Source organism: Streptomyces sp. NBC_00258, assembly GCF_036182465.1.
In the GTDB taxonomy this organism is placed as follows: domain Bacteria; phylum Actinomycetota; class Actinomycetes; order Streptomycetales; family Streptomycetaceae; genus Streptomyces.
Map to the genome: position 1 here is coordinate 9,404,808 of NZ_CP108081.1, position 22,027 is coordinate 9,426,834.

The following is a 22,027-nucleotide window of genomic DNA, read 5'->3' on the forward strand; positions in this document are numbered from 1 at the left end:
TCAGTCTCCGTCCGGCGCGTGGGTGTCGAGCGCGGCGGCCGTCCGGTCCGGTGTCGCGGCGGCGGGTGCTGCGGCGGTTGCGGCTGCAGGTGTGGGCGCGGCCGTGCCGCCCGCCATCGCCAGGCCGAGCGTCGCCTCGTCCGCGTCCGACTTGGCGTACGAAGCCGTCACCCGGCCCTCGTACATCACCAGGACCCGGTCGGCGAGGCCGCGGATCTCGCTGAGTTCGGCGGAGACGAGGAGGACGGCGTGCCCCGCGTCGCGGTAGGCGACGAGCTCGTCGTGGATGGCCTGGATCGCGCCGATGTCCACGCCGCGGGTGGGCTGTTCCACCAGCAACAGCGGTGCCCCGTGGGCGAGTTCGCGGCCGATCAGAAGCTTCTGGAGGTTGCCGCCGGACAGCGCGGAGGCCGGCACGTCGGGCGTGGACGCCTTGATGCCGAAGCGTTCGACGAGGGCGCGCGCATGGGCGCGTACCGCCGAGGGCGGCAGCAGTCCGCGCGGTGAGGAGAGCGTCGTGCGGTGGTGGCCCATCGCGAGGTTGTCCGCGACGGTCGCCGTGGGCGCGGTGCCGACCGCGTGGCGGTCCTCCGGCACGTACGCGAGGCCCTTCGCGCGCCGCTCGGTCGCCGAGGCGTGCGTGATGTCCTCGCCCCGCAGCCCGACCCGCCCGGCGGTGACCGGCCGCAGTCCTGCGAGTGCCTCGACGAGTTCGCTCTGTCCGTTGCCCGCGACCCCCGCGATGCCGACGATCTCACCGGCACGGACGGTCAGTTGGACCTCCCGCACACCCGTGGTGCTCAGCCCCTCGACGTCCAGCACGACCTCGCCGGGGCTGCCCTCCGGGTGGACCCGGTCCAGGTCGACCGCGCGGCCGGTCATCGCGGTCGCGATCTCGGCGGCGGTCGTGTCGGCGGTGCGCAGCCGCGCGACCACCCGCCCGTCACGCAGGACGGTGACGTTGTCGCTGCCTTCGAGCACCTCACGCAGTTTGTGCGTGACAAGGATCACCGTGCGGCCCTGCGCGGTCAGCGACCGGAGGACCGCGAACAGGGCGTCGGCCTCGGTGGGCGTGAGCACGGCCGTCGGCTCGTCGAGGATGAGCGTACGGGCGCCCCGGTGCAGCAGCTTCAGGATCTCCACCCGCTGCCGCAGCCCGACAGGCAGGTCGCCGACCCGGGCGTCCGGATCGACGGCGAGGCCGTGCTCCTCGGCGAGTTCACGCACCCGGCGCCGCGCCGCCGCCCGGTCCAGCAGGCCGAAGCGGCGCGGCTCGGCCCGGTAGACGACGTTCTCGGCGACCGTCAGCGAGTCGAACAGCTTGAAGCTCTGGTGGACCATGCCGAGCCCGGCGGCCATCGCGGCGCCCGGGCTCCCGAAGGACACCTCGCGCCCCTCGATCCGTATCGAGCCCGCGTCCGGCCGTTCCATCCCGTACAGGACGGACATCAGCGTGGACTTGCCCGCGCCGTTCTCGCCCATCAGGGCGTGGATCTCACCGCGCCGGACGGTCAGGTCGACAGAGTCGTTGGCGAGGGTGCCGGGGAAGCGCTTGGTGATACCGCGCAGTTCGACGACCGCGGGCACGTCGACCGCGGGTGCGTCACCGGAGGTGTCGACGCCCGCGGCCGGTCCGTCACTTGGTCGCCGGGTCATCGACCGTCAGCTCTCCGGACACGATCCGGTCGCGCAGCGCCTCGACCTTCTTCAGTACGTCCTCGTGCTCGGCGATCACGCACTTCGAGGTCGCCACGCCGTCCTCCAGGCCCGTCAGGCTGATGCCGCCCTCCTTGAGGCCGTACGAGACGGTCTTGCCGCCCTTGCCTGCGAGGACCTGCTCGACGCCGTCGCGCACGGCGACGTCCGTCTTCTTGATCACGTTGTCGACGACCGTGCCGGGCGCGGCCGTGCACTGGTTGACGTCCACGCCGTACGCGTACGCGCCCTTCGCCTTGGCCGCCTCGAAGACGCCGTAGTTGCCGGCCGCGGCCGCCGCCATGATCTGGTCGGCCCCCTTGGCGAGCAGCGAGTTCGCCTGCTCCTTGGCGCGCGCCGAGTCGTCGAACGGCGACTGGCCGCCGACGAACCGGGTGCTCGCGGTCGTCTTCGCGGCGACCTCCTTGGCACCGGCCGCGAACGGGTCGCTGTAGCGCCGGAACTGCGGGGTGTCGAGGACGTCGACCGCGCCGACCTTGCCGCTCTCACTGAGGAGTCCGGCCTCGGCGCCCGCGAGGTAGACGCCCTCGTGCTCACGGAAGACGGCGCAGCTGACGTTCTTGAACGTCTTCGTCGTGCACGCGTCGATCACCAGGAACTGCTGCTCGGGGTGCGCCTCGGCCTGCTGCGCGACCACGTCGGCGAACTCGAAGCCGACCAGCACGATGACGTCCGGTGCGGCGTCGACGGCGGCCTGCACGTTCTGCTGCTGCGAGGCGGTGTCGGAGGACTGGTAGACCTTCTGCGTCCCGTCGTGCGCCTTGGCCGCGGCCTTCACTCCGTTGACCGCCAGCTTGAGGAACTCGTTCTGCCCGACCGGGTCCGGCGTCACCAGGGTGAAGGTCTTGCCGCCGCTCTTTGCGGCCGCGGAATCGTCGTTCTTCGCGGCGGCGTTGCAGCCGGTGGCCACGGTGGCGAGGAGCACCGTGCCGGTCGCGACGGCGGCGAGATGGAGCGAACGGGGTCTACGAGGCATGGGACTGCCCTTCCGGGAGGTGCGTGCGGCGGCGCGCGCTCAAGCGGGAAACGCTGAGAGGTGAAGGCTGAGAGCAGAGGGTGGAGCGAGGGGGAGAACACGGTGGACGCCCGGTGGGGGTCCGGCGTCGCGGCTGTCAGCGCTGACAGCAGTCGCTGGCGCACCGGCCGTAGTCGAGGAAGCGGCGCATCGTCAGCAGCACACGTCCTCCTTCGCGTAGGCCTTCCGGCTGCGGGTGCTGGACTGTAACACCGGTTTCCGGACACCCGCTCGACTGTCTCGAACTGTGGTTCTCCGAGGTCATGTACGGTGTCGCGCATCTTCGGAACATCAGGAGTGTCCCGCTATGCCCCAGGAACTGCGCGCTGTCGACTGGACCGGAAACAGCCTCGCGCTCATCGACCAGACCGTCCTTCCGCACCGGACCGAGACCCGCCGAATCCGTGATGTGGACGACCTGGTGGACGCGATCCAGCGGCTCGTGGTGCGCGGGGCGCCCGCGATCGGTGCCGCGGGGGCGTACGGGGTTGCGCTGGCGATGCTCCAGGGGCAGCGCGAGGGGTGGTCGCGGGAGGAGATACTCGCGGCCGTCGCACGGGTCCGTGCGGCGCGGCCCACCGCGGTGAACCTCATGGTGTGCGTCGACCGGGTGCTGACGCGGTTCGACGAGGGGCTCGACGCGGTGCTCGCCGAGGCGGCGGAGGTGCAGCGGGAGGATGTCGCGGCCAACCGGGCCATGGGGGAGTTCGGGGCGGACTGGCTGCTCAAGCGGGTCGACGTGGACAGGCCGCTGCGGGTGCTGACCCACTGCAACACCGGGGCGTTGGCCACGGCGGGTTGGGGCACCGCTCTCGGGGTCATCCGCGAACTGCACGCTCGGGGGCGGCTCGAGGTCGTGTACGCCGATGAGACGCGGCCTCTGCTGCAGGGATCGCGGCTGACCGCCTGGGAGTTGGTGCAGGAGGGGATCCCTCACTTCGTCCAGGCGGACGGGGCTGCCGCGGGCACGATTCTTCGGGGCGAGGTGGACGTGGCGATCGTCGGCGCCGATCGGATCGCCGCCAACGGGGACACGGCGAACAAGGTGGGCACCGTGGGGGTCGCACTCGCGTGCGCCGACGTCGGGGTGCCGTTCCTGGTGGCTGCGCCCACTACGACGGTTGATCTCTCTACGGCCACGGGGGCTGACATTCACATTGAACTGCGGGGTGAGGACGAGGTGTTGGAGTGGGGCGGGGTTCGGACTGCTCCCGCCGGGTCTCGTGGGCACAACCCTGCTTTTGACGTCACGCCCGGGCGGCTGGTCACGGGACTCGTGACCGAGAGGGGGGTGCTGGAGGTGTCCGCGGGGGAGTTGCCGGGGGATCGGCTGCGGTAGGGCCGGTTCGTTGGCTGCGGGTGCGTGGGGGCTGGTCGCGCAGTTCCCCGCGCCCCTCATAGGGGCGCTGCAGGACAGGTAAGTAGGAGGGTCGAGGCGTCTGCCTCGACCCTCCTGCTTTGGTGTCAACCGGGCTCAGTGGCCCGTCAGTTCCAGTTCCAGGAGCCACTCCACGATCTCCGTGTGGTGGCGGGCCTGGCGCGGGGTCTCGCCCCAGACGTAGAGGCCGTGGCCTGCCACGACCACCGCGGGCATCTGTGGGTTGCGGGCCGCCTCCAAGCGGTCGCCGAGGACCTTCATGTCCTGGCTGTTGGTGATGACGGGGAGGGTGACCTCGACGTCGTGGGCGGGTTGCCCGATGCCCTTGAGCATCTCCAGGTCCTTGAAGAGGATGCCGCCCGGCACACGGCGGCCCATCGCCACGGATGCCACCGTGTGGACGTGCACCACGGCCCCGGCGCCGGTCAACGCGGCCACGCGCGCGTGCAGTTCGGCCTCGGCGGACGGCTTGCCGCCGTTCACCGCGGCACCCCGGCCGTCGACCAGCACGACATCCGAGGGCGTCAGTTCGCCCTTGTCGTGTCCGCTGGCGGTGACCGCGAGCAGCAGAGGCTCGCGGGAGACCACCACGGACAGGTTTCCGGAGGTGCCCCGCATCCAGCCGAAGGAGGCGAAGCGGGCGGACTCGGCGGCGAGGACGGCCCCCGCCTCCTCCAGGTCGAGTGTGCTGATGTCGGTGGTCACGTGGTGCTCCCGGAAGTGCTGATGGTGATCTCGTCGAACGTCCCCGCCTGCGCGTGGTCGCCGACGCCCTGCTCGTAGTACGGCTCCCCGGGCCGACGGATCCCGACCGCGTGCCAGCCGGCCGCACGGGCCGCGTCCAGTTCGCCCGGCCGGTCGGAGAGGAAGAGGAGACGGCCGGCCTCCGCACCGGTCGACCCGGCGATACGGCGGTAGGAGTCCGGCTCCTGCTTGGGCCCCGCGTTCTCGGTGTCGTACAGGCCCGAGACGAGCGGCAGCAGGTCCCCGTCCGGGCTGCTCGTGAACCACGCGCGCTGCGCGGCCACGGACCCGGACGAGTACACGTACAGCCGTACGCCGTCGCCGTGCCAGCGGCGCAGCACCGGGACCACGTCGTCGTAGAAGTGGGAGACCAGGTCGCCGCGGGCGAACCCCTCGGACCAGATGAGGCCCTGAAGGGTCTTCAGCGGGGTGGCCTTCACGTCCTCGTCGAGCCACTCGTGCAGGGCCTTCTCGACGCGTACGGCGTCGGCGTCGGGCTCGCCTAGCAGTTCCCGTACCTGGGAGACCGCCCGCACGACGTCCGGATCGGCGCTCCGTTCCGAGAGCACCGTTGCGAAACGAGAGCGCGAGTACGGGTACAGCACGTCGACGACGAACCCCGTGGCGCTCGTGGTGCCCTCGATGTCGAGCACCACGGCGTCCACGTCGAAACGCAGGCTCACGCCGCGGCCCGGTCCTGCTCGTACCCCGCCGCGATGGTGTCGTAGTCGGGGAAGCGCCCGGCGATGGTGGAACCGGTGAAGGAGCCGATCCAGCCGTCCTCCTCGTGGAAGAAGCGGATGGCGGTGAACGCCGGTGTCGTCCCCATGTCGAACCAGTGCGTCGTTCCGCGCGGCACGCCCAGCAGGTCGCCCTTCTCGCAGAACACGGCGTGCACCTCGCCGTTCACGTGCAGATAGAAGATCCCGGAGCCCGAGACGAAGAACCGGACCTCGTCATCGTCGTCGTGCGTGTGCTCCTGGAGGAACTTCTCCCGCGCGGCCTTCGCCTTCACGGGGTACTCCGGGTCGTCGCTCGGGTGCAGCCCGAGGACGTCGACGGTGGTGAAGCCCTCCTCGGCGTTCAGCCGGTCGATCTCCGGCCCGTACGCGGCGAAGACGGTGTCGCTGTCGGCATCCGCGGGGACGTCCTCGCGGACGGGCCACTGCTCGTAGCGCACCCCGAGCGGCGCGAGCGCGGCGGCGATCTCGGCGGGGTCGGAGGTACGACGCACGGTGGTCTCGGGACCGGACTCCGGCCACGTCGTCAGCAGGGTCATGGGAGCAACTCCAGTGAGGGAAAGGGAGTCCGGATACCGAGACGGGCATCGGGACCGGGTGTCGGGCCGGAGGAGGGAGGCGGCGCCCACGGGGCGCGGGAGGCGGAAGAAGCTGTGGTCAGCCGCGACACGCCGCGCCGGTACAGCGTCGTGTCGCTGTCGCGCATGGTGTCGTCATCGGAAGCCTCGCTGTCCCGGGTCGTTCGGTGATGGTAACTCCAGACCGATGATCGGCCGAGTGTGACGAAGTCGTTGTCTCAACCCCTGAGAAACCGCTTCACCTGCTTTGACGGCTGGCTGAAATCGTTCCCATGATCTGCGTATGAAGACGCTGCTGCTCGTACGGCGGCTGTACGTGGACTTGCTCCGGTCGACCACAGCCCGCTGTCGCTGACCTGACCCGGAGTGCCCACCGTGCCTCCGCCCACCGTGAGTTCCACAGGGACCGGTGAGGCGTACCCCCGCGCGGCCATGGCCTGAATCATGCCCCGGCGCTCCGGGCTCCGCACGCCCTCCTCACCCCTCCTCATCCTCCTTCTTGTCCCTCCCCTGGAGCCCTCACATGTCCCGTGCCCGTCTGCCTCTGGCCGCGCTCTCGCTGGCCTCCGCCTCCGCGCTCCTCCTCGCGGGCTGCTCGCAGTCCTCGGACGCCTCCGGGACCGCCGGCGACAAGGCCGCCCCGGCCGCCGCGGCCACCGGCACGAAGCCCGCGCCCTTCAGCAAGGGCAAGGTCAAGGTCGCCCTGGTCCGGCAGAGCGGCGCCGGCGACTACTTCGAGCAGTGGGGCAACGGCGCGAAGGCGCAGGCGAAGGCCCTGGGCATCGACCTGACCGTGTACGACGCCCAGGCGGACAACGCCAAGCAGGCCACCGACCTCTCCTCGGCCATCAACTCCGGCGCGCAGGCGATCATCGTCGACCACGGCTTCCCGGCCACGATCCAGCCGGAGATCGACAAGGCCGTGAAGAAGGGCATCAAGGTCGTCGTCTACGACGTCGAGACGACGAACAAGTCGGTGATCAGCACCAAGCAGGACGACGCCAGCATGGCCCAGGCCGTCCTCGACGTGATGGGCGACGAACTCGGCAAGGACGCGAAGGTCGGCTACGTCAACGTCGCCGGGTACGCCGCCCTCGACAAGCGCGACAGCGTCTGGAAGAAGACGGCCGACGCCAACGGCTGGAAGCAGGAGTTCAAGGTCGGCAAGGTGACCGACTCCACGGCCACCGACAACGTGCCCCTGGTCAGCGCCGCGCTCACCCAGCACTCGGACGTGGCCGGCGTCTTCGCCCCGTACGACGAACTCGCCAAGGGCACCGTCCTCGCCGTCCAGAACAAGAAGCTCCAGGACAAGGTGAAGGTCTTCGGTGCGGACGTCTCCAACGCCGACATCCAGAACATGACCGCGAAGGACAGCCCCTGGGTGGCCACGGCGGGCACGGATCCGTCCGCGGTCGGTGCCGCCGTCGTCCGTACGACCGCCCTGGAGCTGGCCGGCCGGCTGAACAAGTCCTCGGTGGAGTTCCCTGCCGTCGCCATCACCCAGGACTTCCTGAAGAGCAAGGGCATCGAGAACATGGACCAGCTGCGGAAGGCCCTGCCCGCGCTGAACCTCTCCAAGGTCAGCACCGCGGACTGGATCCCGAATGTCGCCCACTGAGCAGGCTCCCGCGGTGGGTCCGCCCGAACCGGCTCCCGCGGTGGGTCTGCGGGACGTCAGCATGGCCTTCGGCGGGAAGACGGTGCTCGCCTCCGTCTCCCTGGACATCGCCGCGGGCAGTGTGGTCGCGCTGCTCGGAGCGAACGGCGCCGGCAAGTCCACGCTGATCAAGATCCTGTCCGGGGTCCACACGGACCACGGCGGTGAGGTCCGGGTGAACGGTTCGCCCGCCGCTCTCCAGTCGCCCCTCGCCGCCCGCCAGTTGGGCATCCAGACGGTCCACCAGCGCATCGGCGAGGGCATCGTGCCCGGACTCACGGTCGCCGAGAACCTCGTGTTCGAGGAACTGGCCCAGGCGCGAGGCAACCCCTTCCTGAACGGGCGCCGCCTCCTTGCCCGGGCCCGCGAGATCCAGTCGGCGCTCGACCTCGGCTGGAGCGACGCCGTGCTCAGGCGCGATGTCACCGAACTCGGCATCTCCGACCGGCAGTTGCTGATCCTGGCCCGCGCCCTGGCGACCCGCCCCCGGCTGCTGGTTCTCGACGAGCCGACCTCGGCGCTCTCCGCCGCCGAGGCCAAGCGCCTGTTCGCGCTCGTCGAGCGTATGCGGGACGACGGGATCGCGGTGCTGTACGTGTCCCACCGGCTCGGCGAGATCGACGCGCTCGCCGACCGGCTGGTCGTCCTGCGGGACGGTCTTCTCACCGAGGACCAGGACAGGCCCTTCGACTGGGACAGCGCCCTGCGCGCGATGCTCGCCCAGGCCCAGGAGGCGACGACCGCACGGCCAGAGCGGGCAGGCGATCAGGGCGAGATCGCGCTCTCCCTGCGCGCGGTGCCGCTCCTCGACGGCCACGCCCCGCAGGACCTCGACATCCGGGCGGGCGAAGTAACCGGCGTCGTGGGCCTGTTGGGCGCGGGCAAGACCGAACTCGCCCGCGGCCTCTTCGGCGCCGAGCCGTTCCCGGCGGGCTCCCTCGAACTGGACGGCAGGCCCTACGCGCCCCGCCGCCCCGCCGACGCCATCCGCAGCGGCGTCCACCTGGTGCCCGAGGACCGGCACGCGGACGCACTCGTCCCCGGCTGGTCGCTGGCCCAGAACATCTCGCTGCCGTTCCTCAAGTCCCTCGCCCCCTTGTCCGCGGCCGGGCTGGTGAACCGCTCCAGGGAGGACGCCCTCGGCCGCGCCACCATCGAACAACTCGGCGTCGTCGCGCGCGACGAGCACAGCACCGTCGAGGAACTGTCCGGCGGCAACCAGCAGAAGGTCGTCGTGGGCCGCTGGCTCGCCGAACGCCCCCGCGTCCTCATCCTGGACGAACCGTTCCGGGGCGTGGACATCGGCGCCCGTCGCGACATCGGCCGCCGCGCCCGCGCCCTGGCCGCCGAAGGAGCCGCGGTCCTCGTCCTGTCCGCCGACGTGGACGAGGTCCTGGAGGTCGCCGACCGGGTCCTCGTCCTCACCGCGGGCGAGATCCGCCTCGACGCGTACGGCGACGACGCGGAGCGCGACCGCGTGATCCAGTCCATCTCGGCGTCCGTCTGATGCCGGCCACTCAGCACGCCACACCAGGAAGCACGCCATGACGACCACCCAGAGCACCGAGGTGCCGACCAAGGCGGCGGTCCCACCCGCGACCTCCACCGGCCTGCGCGTCCAGAGCGCCGTCATCAAGTACGGTTTCATCTTCGTCACCGTCACGCTCTTCACGTACTTCGCGCTGAGCGAGCCGTCCTTCCGTGACTCGGCGACACTCCTCGACACCCTCCGGTACGTCTCGGTCGCCGCGATCCTCGGACTCGGCGTCACCCTCACCATGGCCGTCGGCGGAATGGACATGTCCGTCGGCGCGGTGGCCGGGCTCGGCGTGACGGTCGCCGCCAAGACGATGGTCACGTACAACCAGGTCGGCGTGGTCGCGATCCTCGCCGTCGTCGCGGCGGGCGCGCTGGCCGGACTGCTCAACGCCCTGCTGATCGTCGTCCTGAAGATCCCCGACATGCTGGCCACGCTCGGCACCATGTTCGTGATCCAGGGCACCAAACTCATCCTGGTCGACGGCCAGTCGATCACCCCGGGCATGACCCAGTCCGACGGCACCACAGCGCCCGGCAGGTTCACCGAGGGCTTCCTGCGCATCGACCGCGGCACGGTCCTCGGCGTCCCCGTCTCGGTGCTGATCTTCGGCGCGCTCACGGTCGTCGCCTGGGTGTTCCTCGCCCGCACCCGCTGGGGCCGCGTCCTCTACGCGATCGGCGCCAACCCCGAGGCCTCCCGGCTGGCCGGCATCCGCGTCGGCGCGTACCGGGCCCTGGCGTACGTCCTGTCCGGCGTCCTCGCGTCGATCGGCGGGCTGATCCTGGCGTCCCGCATCGGCCAGGGCGACGTCTCGGCCGGTACGTCCCAGCTGCTCGAGGCGGTGGCGGTCGCCCTGGTCGGCACCTCCGTCCTCGGCCGCGGCCGGCCCAACGTGTGGGGAACGGCCCTGGGCGCCGTCCTGATCGGCATCATCACCACCGGTCTGACCATCAAGGGCCTGCCCTACTACACGCAGGACGTCGTCGAGGGCGCGGTCCTCATCCTCGCCCTGGTCTTCAGCTTCACCCTGTCCAAGCGCCGCACCGCATAAGGGAGTTCACGATGGGCTACCGCATTCTGGAGACCGAGGACGTGCCCGCGTACCTGCGCGAGCGCGGCCACTGGGACGACACGGACGACATCAGCGTCCGTGAGGTCTCCGACGGCAACATGAACCGCGTGTTCCTCGCCTCGAACGGAGCCGGCACCCGCGGCCTCGCGGTCAAGCAGGCCCTGCCCTGGGTGCGGGTCGCGGGCCCCTCCTGGCCGATGAGCCCGGAGCGCGCCGACGCCGAGGCCCGCGCCTACGAGCAGGTCGCCAGGGTCGCCCCGGACAAGATCCCGGCGGTCCACGGCTACGACGCCGACAACTACGCCCTCGTCATGGAGGACATGTCCGACCTCCAGGTCCTGCGCACGGTCCTCAACGAGGGCGGCTCCTACGGCCCGGACACCTCCCGCCGCATCGGTGAGTTCATCGCCCAACTCGCCTTCGCCACCAGCGACTTCGGCATGCCGTCGGCCGAACGCAAGGCCCTGATCGCGGCCTCCGTCAGCCCAGAGCTGTGCCGGATCACCGAGGACGTCGTCCTCTCCGAGCCGTACGTCGAGCACGAGCACAACCACTGGCACCCCGGACTCGACGACCTGGCCGCCGAGTTCCGCGCCGACACCCGCCTGCGCACCGAGGTCGCCGACCTCAGGCACACCTTCATGACCTCCGCCCAGGCACTGCTCCACGGCGACCTGCACACCGGCAGCGTCATGGTCGGCGAACGCGAAGACGCCCCCGTCGTACGGGTCTTCGACCCCGAGTTCTCCTTCGTCGGCCCGATCGGCTACGACCTCGGCCTGTACTGGGCGAACGTTCTCGTCTCCCAGGCACGGGCGCAGGCTCTAGGCACGGTCACCGACCACGCGGCCCAACTCCGGCTCACCTGGGAGGGGTTCGAGACGGAGTTCCGCCGCCTCTGGCCGACCCGGGTCGACACCTTCTTCGACGACGCGTACCTCGACCGCTTCCTGGGCCGGGTCCGGAGCGACTCGGCGGGCTTCGCCGGCACCGAGATTGTCCGCCGCGTCATCGGTTTCGCCCACCTCACCGACCTGACGACCCTGCCCGACCCCGTGCCGGCCTCACGCCGTGCGCTGCTGCTCGGGCGCGAACTCATCGTGCGGAGGGCCGAGTTGACCCGTACCGAGGACATCGAGGCGCTGGCCCGCTGACCGGCGGGGCCGAGACGGACATGCCGAAGGGCGGCACCCCCCGTGGGAGCCGCCCTTCGGACGTGCGGTGGCCGTGCGGCTACTTCTCGTCGAGCAGGCCCTGCACCTTGCTCCGTACCTCGTCCGTCGCGAGGCCGCGGATCGTCAGCGTCGTACGGCGGCGCAGTACGTCGTCCGCGGTCTCGGCCCACTCGTTGTCACGCGCGTACACGACCTGCGCCCAGATCTCGGGGGCGTCCGGGTGGACACGCTCGGCCAGTTCCGGGTTGTCGTTGGCGAGGCGCGCGATGTCGAAGGCCAGCGAGCCGTAGTGCGTGGAGAGGTGCCTGGCGGTGTCTGCGCCCATGCGCGGGCCGGGCGCCGGACCGTCGACCAGGAGCCGGTGCGCGACCGCACGCGGGTTGGCGACACCCGGCAGCGGCAGCTTCTTCGGCAGCTCGGAGATCGGCTCGAAGTCCTCGCCGAGCGGACGGCCCGGCAGCGACTCCAGCTGCTTCATGACCGTACGGCCTATGTGCCGGAAGGTCGTCCACTTGCCGCCCGCGACGGACAGCATGCCGCCCCGGCCCTCGGTGACGACCGTCTCCCGCTTGGCCTTCGACGTGTCGCCGGGACCGCCCGGCAGCACCCGCAGACCCGCGAAGGAGTACGTGATCAGGTCACGGGACAACTGCTGGTCGCGGATGGAGAACGCGGCCTCGTCGAGGATCTGGGATATGTCCTTCTCGTTGACCGAGACGTCCGCCGGGTCGCCCTCGTACGCCTCGTCGGTCGTGCCGAGCAGCAGCATGTCCTCCCAGGGGAGGGCGAAGGTGATGCGGTACTTGTCGATCGGCGTGGCCAGCGCGGCCTTCCAGGGGGAGGTGCGCTTGAGCACCAGATGCGCGCCCTTCGACAGGCGGATGGACGGCGCCGCGTTCTCGTCCTCCATCTTCCGCAGGTGGTCGACCCACGGCCCGGTCGCGTTCAGCACGAGGCGGGCCGACACGCCGAACTCGTCGCCGGAGAGCCGGTCCCTGAGCTCCGCGCCGGTCACCCGGCCCCGGGTGAAGCGCAGGCCCGTGACCTCTGCGTGGTTGAGCACGGTGGCGCCGGACTCGACGGCCCCGCGGACCGTCATCAGCGCCATCCGGGAGTCGTTCATCTGGTCGTCGCCGTACACGGCCACGGCCTTGAGGTTGTCCGTACGCAGCTCGGGCACGTCCTGCGCGGCCTTCGACGGCGAGAGCAGATGTCCCACGCCGTCACCGAAGGCCGACAGGGCCGAGTACGCGAAGACACCCGCGCCCAGCTTCGCCGCGCCGTGCGGCCCGCCCTTGTACACGGGGAGGTAGAACGTGAGCGGATTCGCCAGGTGGGGGGCCACCTGACGGGAGACCGCACGGCGCTCGAAGTGGTTCTCCGCCACCAGCTTCACCGCGCCGGTCTGCAGATAGCGCAGACCGCCGTGGAGCAGCTTGGAGGAGGCGGAGGAGGTCGCGCCGGCGAAGTCGCCGGCGTCGACCAGGGCCACCCGCAGGCCCGACTGTGCGGCATGCCAGGCGGTGGAGATGCCCAGAATCCCGCCACCGATCACCAGGAGGTCATATGTCGCCTTGGACAGCTGCTCCCGGGTCTCGGCACGGCTCACTGCCTTGAAACCGTAGGCGGCGGAGCCGTTGGCCGGGTGCGTCCCAAGAGCCGGGACACTCTGCAGGGTGGTCATTGCGAATTACTCCTCGTCAGCGTCGTCTTCGAGCCAGCCCATGGTCCGCTCGACGGCCTTGAGCCAGCTCTTGTACTCACGGTCGCGGGTCTCCGCGGCCATGTTCGGGGTCCACTCGGCGGCCCTGCGCCAGTTGGCGCGCAGGTCCTCGGTGTTGGTCCAGAAGCCGACGGCCAGACCGGCGGCGTAGGCGGCGCCGAGGCAGGTGGTCTCGGCGACCATCGGGCGCACCACGGGGGCGTCCAAGACGTCGGCCAGGGTCTGCATCAGCAGGTTGTTGGAGGTCATGCCGCCGTCGACCTTGAGGGCCGTGAGCTCGACGCCGGAGTCCTTCGTCATGGCGTCGCTGATCTCACGGGTCTGCCAGGCCGTGGCCTCCAGGACGGCGCGCGCGATGTGCGCCTTGGTGACGTACCGGGTCAGACCGGCGATCACACCGCGGGCGTCGGGGCGCCAGTACGGGGCGAACAGACCGGAGAAGGCCGGCACGAAGTACGCGCCGCCGTTGTCCTCGACCGACAGCGCGAGCGTCTCGATCTCGGCGGCGGACTTGATCAGGCCCATCTGGTCGCGCATCCACTGGACGAGCGAGCCGGTGACGGCGATGGAACCCTCGAGGGCGTAGACCGGCTTCTGGTCGCCGATCTGGTACCCGACGGTGGTCAGCAGCCCGCTGTAGGAGTTGATGAGCTTGTCACCGGTGTTCATCAGCATGAACGTTCCGGTGCCGTACGTGGACTTGGCCTCGCCCTCGGCGAAACAGGTCTGGCCGAAGAGGGCCGCCTGCTGGTCGCCGAGCGCCGAGGCGACCGGGATGCCGCCGAGCAGGTCGCCCAGCTTGCCGCCGGTGATCTCGCCGTAGACCTCGGCGGAGGAGCGGATCTCGGGCAGCATCGCCAGCGGGACACCGATGGACTCGGCGATCTTCGGGTCCCACTGCATGGTGTGCAGGTTCATCAGCATGGTGCGGGAGGCGTTGGTGACGTCGGTGACGTGCCGGCCGCCGTTCACACCGCCCGTCAGGTTCCAGATGACCCAGCTGTCCATGGTGCCGAAGAGGATGTCGCCGGCCTCGGCGCGCTCGCGCAGGCCCTCGACGTTGTCGAGCAGCCAGCGGGCCTTCGGACCGGCGAAGTACGAGGCGAGCGGCAGACCCGTCTCGCGGCGGAAGCGGTCCTGGCCGACGTTGCGGCCGAGCTCCTTGCAGAGGGCGTCGGTGCGGGTGTCCTGCCAGACGAGCGCGTTGTGGACGGGCTCACCGGTGTTCTTGTCCCACAGCAGCGTCGTCTCGCGCTGGTTGGTGATGCCGATGGCCTTGATGTCGTCGCGGGTGATGCCGGCCTTCTCGATGGCCGAGGCGACGACCTCCTCGACGTTGGTCCAGATCTCGGTGGCGTTGTGCTCGACCCAGCCCGGCTTCGGGAAGATCTGCTCGTGCTCCTTCTGGTCGACGGAGACGATGCGTCCGTCGCGGTCGAAGACGATGCAGCGGGACGAGGTGGTGCCCTGGTCGATGGCGGCGATGAAGGGCCCTGCGCCGTGGGAATGCGTGGCGGCGGTGTGCGCGTCGGTCACGGTGTGCTCCTGAAAGTCCGTGGATAAGGGGCTGGCTTACGGCGTATTGCTCTCGGCTCCGGGTCGACGTCCGTCCCGTACCGGACGGACGTCGACCCCGAGCGGACGTACGGCTCTAAGCAAAAGCGACGTTGTAGAGGCCTGCGGCGATCGCTCCGCCGATCAGCGGACCCGCGACCGGGATCCAGGCGTAGCTCCAGTCGGACCCGCCCTTGTTGGGCAGGGGAAGCAGGGCGTGCACGATACGCGGGCCGAGGTCACGGGCCGGGTTGATGGCGTACCCCGTCGGACCACCGAGGGAGAGACCGATGCTGACGACCACGAGGGCGGTGATCAGCGCGCCCAGGGTGCCGAGACCCTTGCCGCTGTCGTTGAGCCCCTGCGTGAGGATCGCGAGCACCAGCACGACCGTGCCGATGATCTCCGTGGCGAGGTTCTGCCACGCGACCCGGACCTCCGGGCCGGTGGAGAAGATGCCGAGCACCGGGCCGGCCTTGGCCTCCCGGGCCTCCACGGACTTGGTGTCCTGCGCACCGGGACCGCCCACGATCTCGCGGTCGGTGAGGTGCGCGTGGAACTGCCCGTAGTACGCGACCCACACCAGCGCCGCGCCGATCATGGCGCCGAGGAGCTGGCCCGACCAGTAGGTCAGGACGTTGCTCCAGGCGTCGTCCTTGATGGCGATCGCGAGGGTCACGGCCGGGTTCAGATGGGCACCGGAGAGAGGCGCCGAGGTGTACACGGCGGTCAGTACCGCGAACCCCCACCCGAAGGTGATGGCGAGCCACCCGGCGTTGCGTGCCTTGGAGGCCTTCAGCGTGACGGCGGCACAGACACCGCCGCCGAGCAGGATGAGTATGGCGGTACCGATGGTCTCGCCGATGAAGATGTCGGAGCTGGACACCCGCGACTCCTTTGTCCTTCGTCCAGGGGAAGCCGAACCCCGGGTCCCTCCGGTGGTTCGCGACCTCAGGTGAGGTCGTTGCGGCCCTTGGCGTTGTCACACTCTAACGCTTATTGCCGGTAGGTGTTCGACAATGCCGACCGATGGACGCGAGTCTCGCTCTCCCGTTACCACCCCGTCAAGGCTTCCGTTGTCGAAAACGCGATCGTTATTCATTGCTGTGAAACATCGATCTTGGAACGGCCGCGCACCGCGTGCGAGCTGGCACGTTCCGTGGCCGCGGGGGATGTCGAAAGGCCGGTACGTCGTCGACGTACCGGCCTTGTTTCCGTCCGAAGAGCCCGCGAACCTCAGAACCGCCCGGCACCCAGATCCCGGGACACCGCGCGGGCGCAGTCGCGGACCGCCGCGATCAGCTCGGGGCGCAGCTCGCCGTCCTTGCAGACGCGCTCCACCGCCCCCGTGACGCCCACCGCGCCGACCGGCATCCGCCGCTGGTTGTGAATGGGCGCGGCCACCGAGGCCACGCCCGTCCAGGTCTCCTCCACGTCGGCCGCGTACCCGCGCGCGCGTGTGAGGTCGAGGACGGTCTCGAACGCGTCCGCCGCGCTTATCGTGCGGACCGTGAACTCCTTGCGCTCGGCCTCCAGGACCTCGCTGTGCGCCACCGGGTCGTAGGCCGACAGGACCTTGCCCAGCGCCGTGGAGTGCAGCGGCTGCATGGCCCCGACCTCCAGCACCTGCCGGCTGTCGTCGGGCCGGAACACGTGGTGCACGATCAGTACGCCCTGCTGGTGCAGGACCCCCAGATAGACGCTCTCGCCGCTCGACCGGGCCAGGTCGTCCGTCCACACCAGGGCGCGCGCCCGCAGCTCGTGCACGTCGAGATACGTGGTGCCCAGGCGCAGCAGCTCGGCGCCCAGCTGGTAGCGCCCGGACGCCGCGTCCTGCTCGACGAAGCCCTCCTGCTGCAGCGTGCGCAGGATGCCGTGGGCCGTACCCTTGGCCAGGCCGAGCGACGAGGCGATGTCCGACAGGCCGAGCCGTCGCTCGCCGCCCGCGAGCAGCCGCAGCATCGCGGCCGCCCGTTCGAGCGACTGGATGTTCCGTGCCATCGCCGTCCTGCCCTCCGTCCCCTTGGACCGTCGGTCGGCGCTTCACTGCCACCGTTCGGCAATGTCGAACACTACCGGTCGTCGTCGACGTCCCGCTAATGGGTGGGCGGGATGAGTTGCAGTGATGTGTTGCGGCCGCAACACCCCCGGTGCCGCAGGGCGCGTCCCCACCTCAGGTCACGCAATCCCCACCGCGGTTCGCGCACGTGTCGCCCGTCCGCCCCGTGGACTCCCCTGACCCGGCGCCCCGTCGCGGGCTACCCTTGCGGCGTGCGCCTTCCATGAGAAGCGCAAAGCCGACAGCCGTCGCACTTCAGGGAGCATCTTCCATGGCCTCGTCGCCAAACCCGTCCCTCTCGTCCTCCTCCGCCTACAGCAGGACCCGAACCGACGCCCTCCGCGAGGCACTCGCCACCCGCGTGGTGGTGGCCGACGGTGCGATGGGCACGATGCTGCAGGCACAGGACCCGACGATGGAGGACTTCGAGAATCTCGAAGGCTGCAACGAGATCCTGAACCTCACGCGGCCGGACATCGTCCGTTCCGTCCACGAGGAATACTTCGCCGTGGGCGTCGACTGCGTCGAGACCAACACCTTCGGCGCCAACCACGCGGCCCTCGCCGAGTACGACATCGCCGAGCGCGTCTTCGAGCTCTCCGAGTCGGGTGCCCGCATCGCCCGCGAGGTCGCCGACGAGTTCACCGCCTCGACCGGGCAGCAGCGCTGGGTGCTCGGCTCCATGGGCCCCGGCACCAAGCTGCCGACCCTCGGCCACGCCCCGTACACCCTGCTGCGCGACGCCTACCAGCGGAACGCGGAGGGCATGATCGCCGGCGGCGCCGACGCGCTGCTCGTGGAGACCACCCAGGACCTGCTGCAGACCAAGGCGTCGGTCATCGGCGCCCGCAAGGCCCTGGACACCCTCGGCGTCGACCTGCCGCTGATCGTCTCGGTGACCGTCGAGACCACCGGCACCATGCTGCTCGGCTCGGAGATCGGCGCCGCGCTCACCGCGCTGGAGCCGCTCGGCATCGACATGATCGGCCTGAACTGCGCCACCGGGCCCGCCGAGATGAGCGAGCACCTGCGCTATCTGGCCCGCCACTCCCGCATCCCGCTGTCCTGCATGCCGAACGCGGGCCTCCCCGTCCTCGGCAAGAACGGCGCCCACTACCCGCTGACGGCCCCCGAGCTGGCCGACGCCCAGGAGACCTTCGTACGCGAGTACGGCCTCTCCCTGATCGGCGGCTGCTGCGGCACGACCCCGGAGCACCTGCGCCAGGTCGTCGAGCGGGTACGGGACCTGACCCCGGCCGTGCGCGACCCGCGCCCCGAGCCCGGCGCCGCCTCGCTCTACCAGACCGTGCCGTTCCGCCAGGACACCGCGTACATGGCGATCGGCGAGCGGACGAACGCCAACGGCTCGAAGAAGTTCCGCGAGGCCATGCTGGAAGGCCGCTGGGACGACTGTGTGGAGATGGCCCGCGACCAGATCCGCGAGGGCGCGCACATGCTCGACCTGTGCGTCGACTACGTGGGCCGCGACGGCGTCGCCGACATGGAGGAGCTGGCCGGCCGCTTCGCCACCGCCTCCACCCTGCCGATCGTGCTCGACTCCACCGAGGTCCCCGTCATCCGGGCCGGCCTGGAGAAGCTCGGCGGCCGTGCGGTCATCAACTCCGTCAACTACGAGGACGGCGACGGCCCGGAGTCCCGCTTCGCGAAGGTCACCACGCTCGCCCAGGAGCACGGCGCGGCGCTGATCGCGCTGACCATCGACGAGGAGGGCCAGGCCCGCACCGTCGAGCACAAGGTCGCCATCGCCGAGCGGCTGATCGAGGACCTGACGGAGAACTGGGGCATCCACGAGTCGGACATCCTCATCGACACCCTGACCTTCACCATCTGCACGGGCCAGGAGGAGTCGCGGAAGGACGGCATCGCCACGATCGGGGCGATCCGCGAACTGAAGCGGCGTCACCCGGACGTACAGACGACCCTCGGTCTGTCGAACATCTCCTTCGGTCTCAACCCGGCCGCGCGTGTCCTGCTCAACTCGGTCTTCCTCGACGAGTGCGTCAAGGCGGGCCTCGACTCCGCGATCGTCCACGCGTCGAAGATCCTGCCGATCGCCCGCTTCGACGACGAGCAGGTCAACACGGCCCTCGACCTGATCTACGACCGGCGCGCGGAGGGCTACGACCCGCTGCAGAAGCTGATGGCGCTGTTCGAGGGCGCCACCACCAAGTCCCTGAAGGCCGGCCGGGCCGAGGAACTGGCCGCGCTGCCCCTGGACGAGCGGCTCAAGCGGCGCATCATCGACGGCGAGAAGAACGGGCTGGAAGCCGACCTCGACGAGGCGCTCCAGACCCGCCCGGCCCTCGACATCGTCAACGAGACGCTCCTCGACGGCATGAAGGTCGTCGGTGAGCTGTTCGGTTCCGGCCAGATGCAGCTGCCGTTCGTGCTCCAGTCGGCCGAAGTCATGAAGACCGCCGTGGCCCAACTGGAGCCGCACATGGAGAAGACCGACGACGAGGGCAAGGGCACCATCGTGCTGGCCACCGTCCGCGGCGACGTCCACGACATCGGCAAGAACCTCGTCGACATCATCCTGTCCAACAACGGCTACACCGTCGTCAACCTCGGCATCAAGCAGCCCGTCTCCGCGATCCTGGAGGCCGCCGAGGAGCACCGCGCCGACGTCATCGGCATGTCGGGGCTGCTGGTCAAGTCCACGGTGATCATGAAGGAGAACCTGGAGGAGCTCAACCAGCGCAAGATGGCCGCCGACTACCCCGTGATCCTCGGCGGCGCGGCCCTCACCCGGGCGTACGTCGAGCAGGACCTGCACGAGATCTACGAGGGCGAAGTCCGCTACGCCCGTGACGCGTTCGAGGGCCTGCGCCTGATGGACGCGCTGATCGCGGTCAAGCGCGGCGTGCCCGGCGCGAGCCTGCCCGAGCTGAAGCAGCGCCGGGTCAGGGCCACCGCCCAGACGGTCGTCGAGGAGCGCCCCGAGGAGGGCTCGGTCCGCTCCGACGTGTCCATCGACAACCCCATTCCCGAGCCGCCGTTCCGGGGCACCCGCGTCATCAAGGGCATCCAGCTCAAGGAGTACGCCTCCTGGCTCGACGAGGGCGCGCTGTTCAAGGGCCAGTGGGGCCTCAAGCAGGCGCGTACGGGCGACGGGCCGACGTACGAGGAGCTGGTGGAGACCGAGGGCCGGCCGCGGCTGCGCGGGCTCCTGGACCAGCTGCAGACCGGGAACCTGCTGGAGGCGGCCGTCGTCTACGGCTACTTCCCGTGCGTGTCCAAGGACGACGACCTGATCCTCCTGGACGAGCAGGGCAACGAGCGCACCCGCTTCACCTTCCCGCGCCAGCGCCGTGGCCGCCGGCTGTGCCTGGCCGACTTCTTCCGCCCGGAGGAGTCCGGCGAGACGGACGTCGTCGGCCTCCAGGTCGTCACCGTCGGCTCCCGGATCGGCGAGGAGACGGCCAAGCTCTTCGAGGCGAACTCCTACCGCGACTACCTCGAACTGCACGGTCTGTCCGTGCAGTTGGCCGAGGCCCTCGCCGAGTACTGGCACGCGCGCGTGCGTTCCGAACTCGGCTTCGCGGGCGAGGACCCGGCCGACGTCGAGGACATGTTCGCGCTCAAGTACCGCGGCGCCCGCTTCTCCCTCGGCTACGGCGCCTGCCCGGACCTGGAGGACCGCGCCAAGATCGCCGAGCTCCTGGAGCCCGAGCGGATCGGCGTCCACCTCTCCGAGGAGTTCCAGCTCCACCCGGAACAGTCCACGGACGCGATCGTGATCCACCACCCGGAGGCGAAGTACTTCAACGCCCGCTGAGGGCGGGTTCCCCGCGCCTAATGGGGGCGCCCCTTCAACGGGGGGCGCCTTTTGAGGGGCGCGGGGCTGTGACATTTTGCGGCTCCGCCGCGTGGGCGCGAGCAACCACGGCGGGCCCGCACCCGGCCAAACACCTCCAGCCCCCCGCAGGGACACCGCTGCAACCCGTCACAGGAGGCACTTCCTTCGACGGCGACGTACACTGGTCGGTCCAGCGCAGGCCGGTTCCCCGGGAGGGAACCGGCCTTCTCGTCCCTACACGGAGGTGCGCCTATGACCAGTACGGTCCCCGCACTAGGTACCCAGACGGCCGAGGGCTCCGCCCTCCAGGCCGTACTCCTGGACATGGACGGCACCCTGGTCGACACCGAGGGCTTCTGGTGGGACGCCGAGGTCGAGGTCTTCGCCCGTCTCGGCCACGCCCTCGACGACTCCTGGCGCCACGTGGTGGTCGGCGGCCCCATGACCCGCAGCGCGGGCTTCCTCATCGAGGCCACCGGAGCGGACGTCACCCTCGCCGAGCTCACCGTGCTGCTGAACGACAGGTTCGAGGACCGTATCGGCCGCGCCCTGCCGCTGATGCCGGGCGCCGCGCGGCTCCTCGCCGAGCTGGCCGCGCACAGTATCCCCACGGCCCTGGTCTCCGCCTCGCACCGGCGCATCATCGACCGCGTCGTGACCTCGCTGGGCCCCCAGAACTTCGCCCTGACGATCGCGGGCGACGAGGTCGAGCGCACCAAGCCGTTCCCCGACCCGTATCTGCTGGCGGCCGCCGGCCTGGGCGCGGATCCAGCCAGATGCGCGGTCATCGAGGACACGGCGACAGGCGTCGCCGCGGCCGAGGCGGCGGGCTGCCACGTCGTCGCCGTACCGTCCGTGGCACCCATCGCTCCGGCGGTCCGACGCACTGTCGTTCCGTCCCTCGAACAGGTTGACCTGTCTTTTCTACGAGGTCTGATGACGGAAAAGCGCTAATCCTTCACCCAGGGTGAATGATTGAATGCCGGAAAAACTACGTGGTCATGACACCGGAGTAATTCGATCCTCTTCCGCGTGTCCCGGGTGGCCGAATTCGAGCGCTTCCTCACATAGTTGACGATGTGACGTTCGACACTCCGTGGGGCGTCGACAAGCTGCCTCGGCTGTGTTTCGGAAGCCCTTTCGAGGCGGTTCGGCGCGTCCTTGTGTCCTGATTCATGGAACGCTGCACCAATCCTTCCGCTGTCGGGTTTTCGGTGCGTCCACACCCGGTTTCGCAGCGTGATGGGAGCTCA

The 22,027-nt window shown here is 70.1% G+C and carries 16 protein-coding genes; 7 read left to right on the forward strand and 9 right to left on the reverse strand.

Features of this window, described 5'->3' with window-relative positions:
• Both OG718_RS41870 and OG718_RS41875 read right to left on the reverse strand, forming a co-directional pair.
• On the reverse strand, window positions 1-1,656 hold the full coding sequence (locus tag OG718_RS41870; RefSeq protein WP_328846643.1) for an ABC transporter ATP-binding protein: 1,656 nt from the start codon (window positions 1,654-1,656) through the stop codon (window positions 1-3).
• A complete protein-coding gene (locus tag OG718_RS41875; protein WP_328846644.1) occupies window positions 1,637-2,692 on the reverse strand; it encodes a BMP family ABC transporter substrate-binding protein in 1,056 nt (351 codons plus the stop codon). The genes OG718_RS41870 and OG718_RS41875 overlap by 20 nt, the downstream gene beginning before the upstream one ends.
• A 346-nt stretch (window positions 2,693-3,038) precedes the next feature.
• On the opposite strand from OG718_RS41875, the gene mtnA reads away from it, so the two are divergent.
• The gene (gene mtnA, locus OG718_RS41880) at window positions 3,039-4,070 is read left to right on the forward strand and encodes an S-methyl-5-thioribose-1-phosphate isomerase (protein ID WP_143635678.1); all 1,032 of its coding nucleotides are present in this window, start codon (window positions 3,039-3,041) and stop codon (window positions 4,068-4,070) included.
• A 135-nt stretch (window positions 4,071-4,205) separates the two neighbouring features.
• Here mtnA and mtnB read toward each other — a convergent pair whose 3' ends face one another.
• From mtnB to OG718_RS41895, 3 genes are read right to left on the reverse strand one after another with little or no spacing between them, the layout of a single operon-like run.
• Window positions 4,206-4,814, reverse strand: a complete 609-nt coding sequence (gene mtnB, locus OG718_RS41885; protein WP_143635676.1) for a methylthioribulose 1-phosphate dehydratase — start codon at window positions 4,812-4,814, stop codon at window positions 4,206-4,208.
• A complete protein-coding gene (mtnC, locus tag OG718_RS41890; RefSeq protein WP_328846645.1) occupies window positions 4,811-5,536 on the reverse strand; it encodes an acireductone synthase in 726 nt (241 codons plus the stop codon). The genes mtnB and mtnC overlap by 4 nt, the downstream gene beginning before the upstream one ends.
• Window positions 5,533-6,132 carry a 1,2-dihydroxy-3-keto-5-methylthiopentene dioxygenase gene (locus OG718_RS41895; protein WP_306940894.1) on the reverse strand — a complete coding sequence of 200 codons (600 nt, stop codon included), beginning with the start codon at window positions 6,130-6,132 and terminating at the stop codon, window positions 5,533-5,535. Before OG718_RS41895 ends, mtnC begins: the two co-directional genes overlap by 4 nt.
• A gap of 562 nt (window positions 6,133-6,694) precedes the next feature.
• Between OG718_RS41895 and OG718_RS41900 the strand changes: the two genes are divergently transcribed.
• From OG718_RS41900 to mtnK, 4 genes are read left to right on the forward strand one after another with little or no spacing between them, the layout of a single operon-like run.
• A complete protein-coding gene (locus OG718_RS41900; protein WP_328846646.1) occupies window positions 6,695-7,792 on the forward strand; it encodes a substrate-binding domain-containing protein in 1,098 nt (365 codons plus the stop codon).
• The gene (locus OG718_RS41905; RefSeq protein WP_306940896.1) at window positions 7,779-9,338 is read left to right on the forward strand and encodes a sugar ABC transporter ATP-binding protein; all 1,560 of its coding nucleotides are present in this window, start codon (window positions 7,779-7,781) and stop codon (window positions 9,336-9,338) included. The genes OG718_RS41900 and OG718_RS41905 overlap by 14 nt, the downstream gene beginning before the upstream one ends.
• Window positions 9,339-9,375: 37 nt before the next feature.
• Window positions 9,376-10,422: an ABC transporter permease gene (locus tag OG718_RS41910; protein WP_143635669.1), complete on the forward strand. Its 1,047-nt coding sequence runs from the start codon at window positions 9,376-9,378 to the stop codon at window positions 10,420-10,422.
• An 11-nt stretch (window positions 10,423-10,433) separates the two neighbouring features.
• Window positions 10,434-11,597 (forward strand): S-methyl-5-thioribose kinase, encoded by a 1,164-nt coding sequence (mtnK, locus tag OG718_RS41915; protein ID WP_143635668.1) that lies wholly within the window; start codon window positions 10,434-10,436, stop codon window positions 11,595-11,597.
• Window positions 11,598-11,676: 79 nt separating this feature from the next.
• On the opposite strand, the gene OG718_RS41920 is transcribed toward mtnK, so the two are convergent.
• The 4 genes from OG718_RS41920 to OG718_RS41935 form a co-directional block, all read right to left on the reverse strand.
• Window positions 11,677-13,302 carry a glycerol-3-phosphate dehydrogenase/oxidase gene (locus OG718_RS41920; protein WP_143635666.1) on the reverse strand — a complete coding sequence of 542 codons (1,626 nt, stop codon included), beginning with the start codon at window positions 13,300-13,302 and terminating at the stop codon, window positions 11,677-11,679.
• A gap of 6 nt (window positions 13,303-13,308) precedes the next feature.
• The gene (gene glpK / locus OG718_RS41925; protein WP_143635664.1) at window positions 13,309-14,877 is read right to left on the reverse strand and encodes a glycerol kinase GlpK; all 1,569 of its coding nucleotides are present in this window, start codon (window positions 14,875-14,877) and stop codon (window positions 13,309-13,311) included.
• A 115-nt stretch (window positions 14,878-14,992) separates the two neighbouring features.
• Complete coding sequence (locus tag OG718_RS41930; protein ID WP_143635662.1) at window positions 14,993-15,781, reverse strand: MIP/aquaporin family protein; 789 nt, start codon at window positions 15,779-15,781, stop codon at window positions 14,993-14,995.
• A gap of 350 nt (window positions 15,782-16,131) precedes the next feature.
• Window positions 16,132-16,896 carry an IclR family transcriptional regulator gene (locus OG718_RS41935; protein WP_055613347.1) on the reverse strand — a complete coding sequence of 255 codons (765 nt, stop codon included), beginning with the start codon at window positions 16,894-16,896 and terminating at the stop codon, window positions 16,132-16,134.
• A gap of 329 nt (window positions 16,897-17,225) precedes the next feature.
• Here OG718_RS41935 and metH point away from each other — a divergent pair, with 329 nt between their 5' ends.
• Both metH and OG718_RS41945 read left to right on the forward strand, forming a co-directional pair.
• The gene (gene metH / locus OG718_RS41940; RefSeq protein WP_143635660.1) at window positions 17,226-20,753 is read left to right on the forward strand and encodes a methionine synthase; all 3,528 of its coding nucleotides are present in this window, start codon (window positions 17,226-17,228) and stop codon (window positions 20,751-20,753) included.
• Window positions 20,754-21,026: 273 nt separating this feature from the next.
• Window positions 21,027-21,728 carry an HAD family hydrolase gene (locus tag OG718_RS41945; RefSeq protein WP_306940901.1) on the forward strand — a complete coding sequence of 234 codons (702 nt, stop codon included), beginning with the start codon at window positions 21,027-21,029 and terminating at the stop codon, window positions 21,726-21,728.
• The last annotated feature ends 299 nt before the right edge of the window (window positions 21,729-22,027 follow it).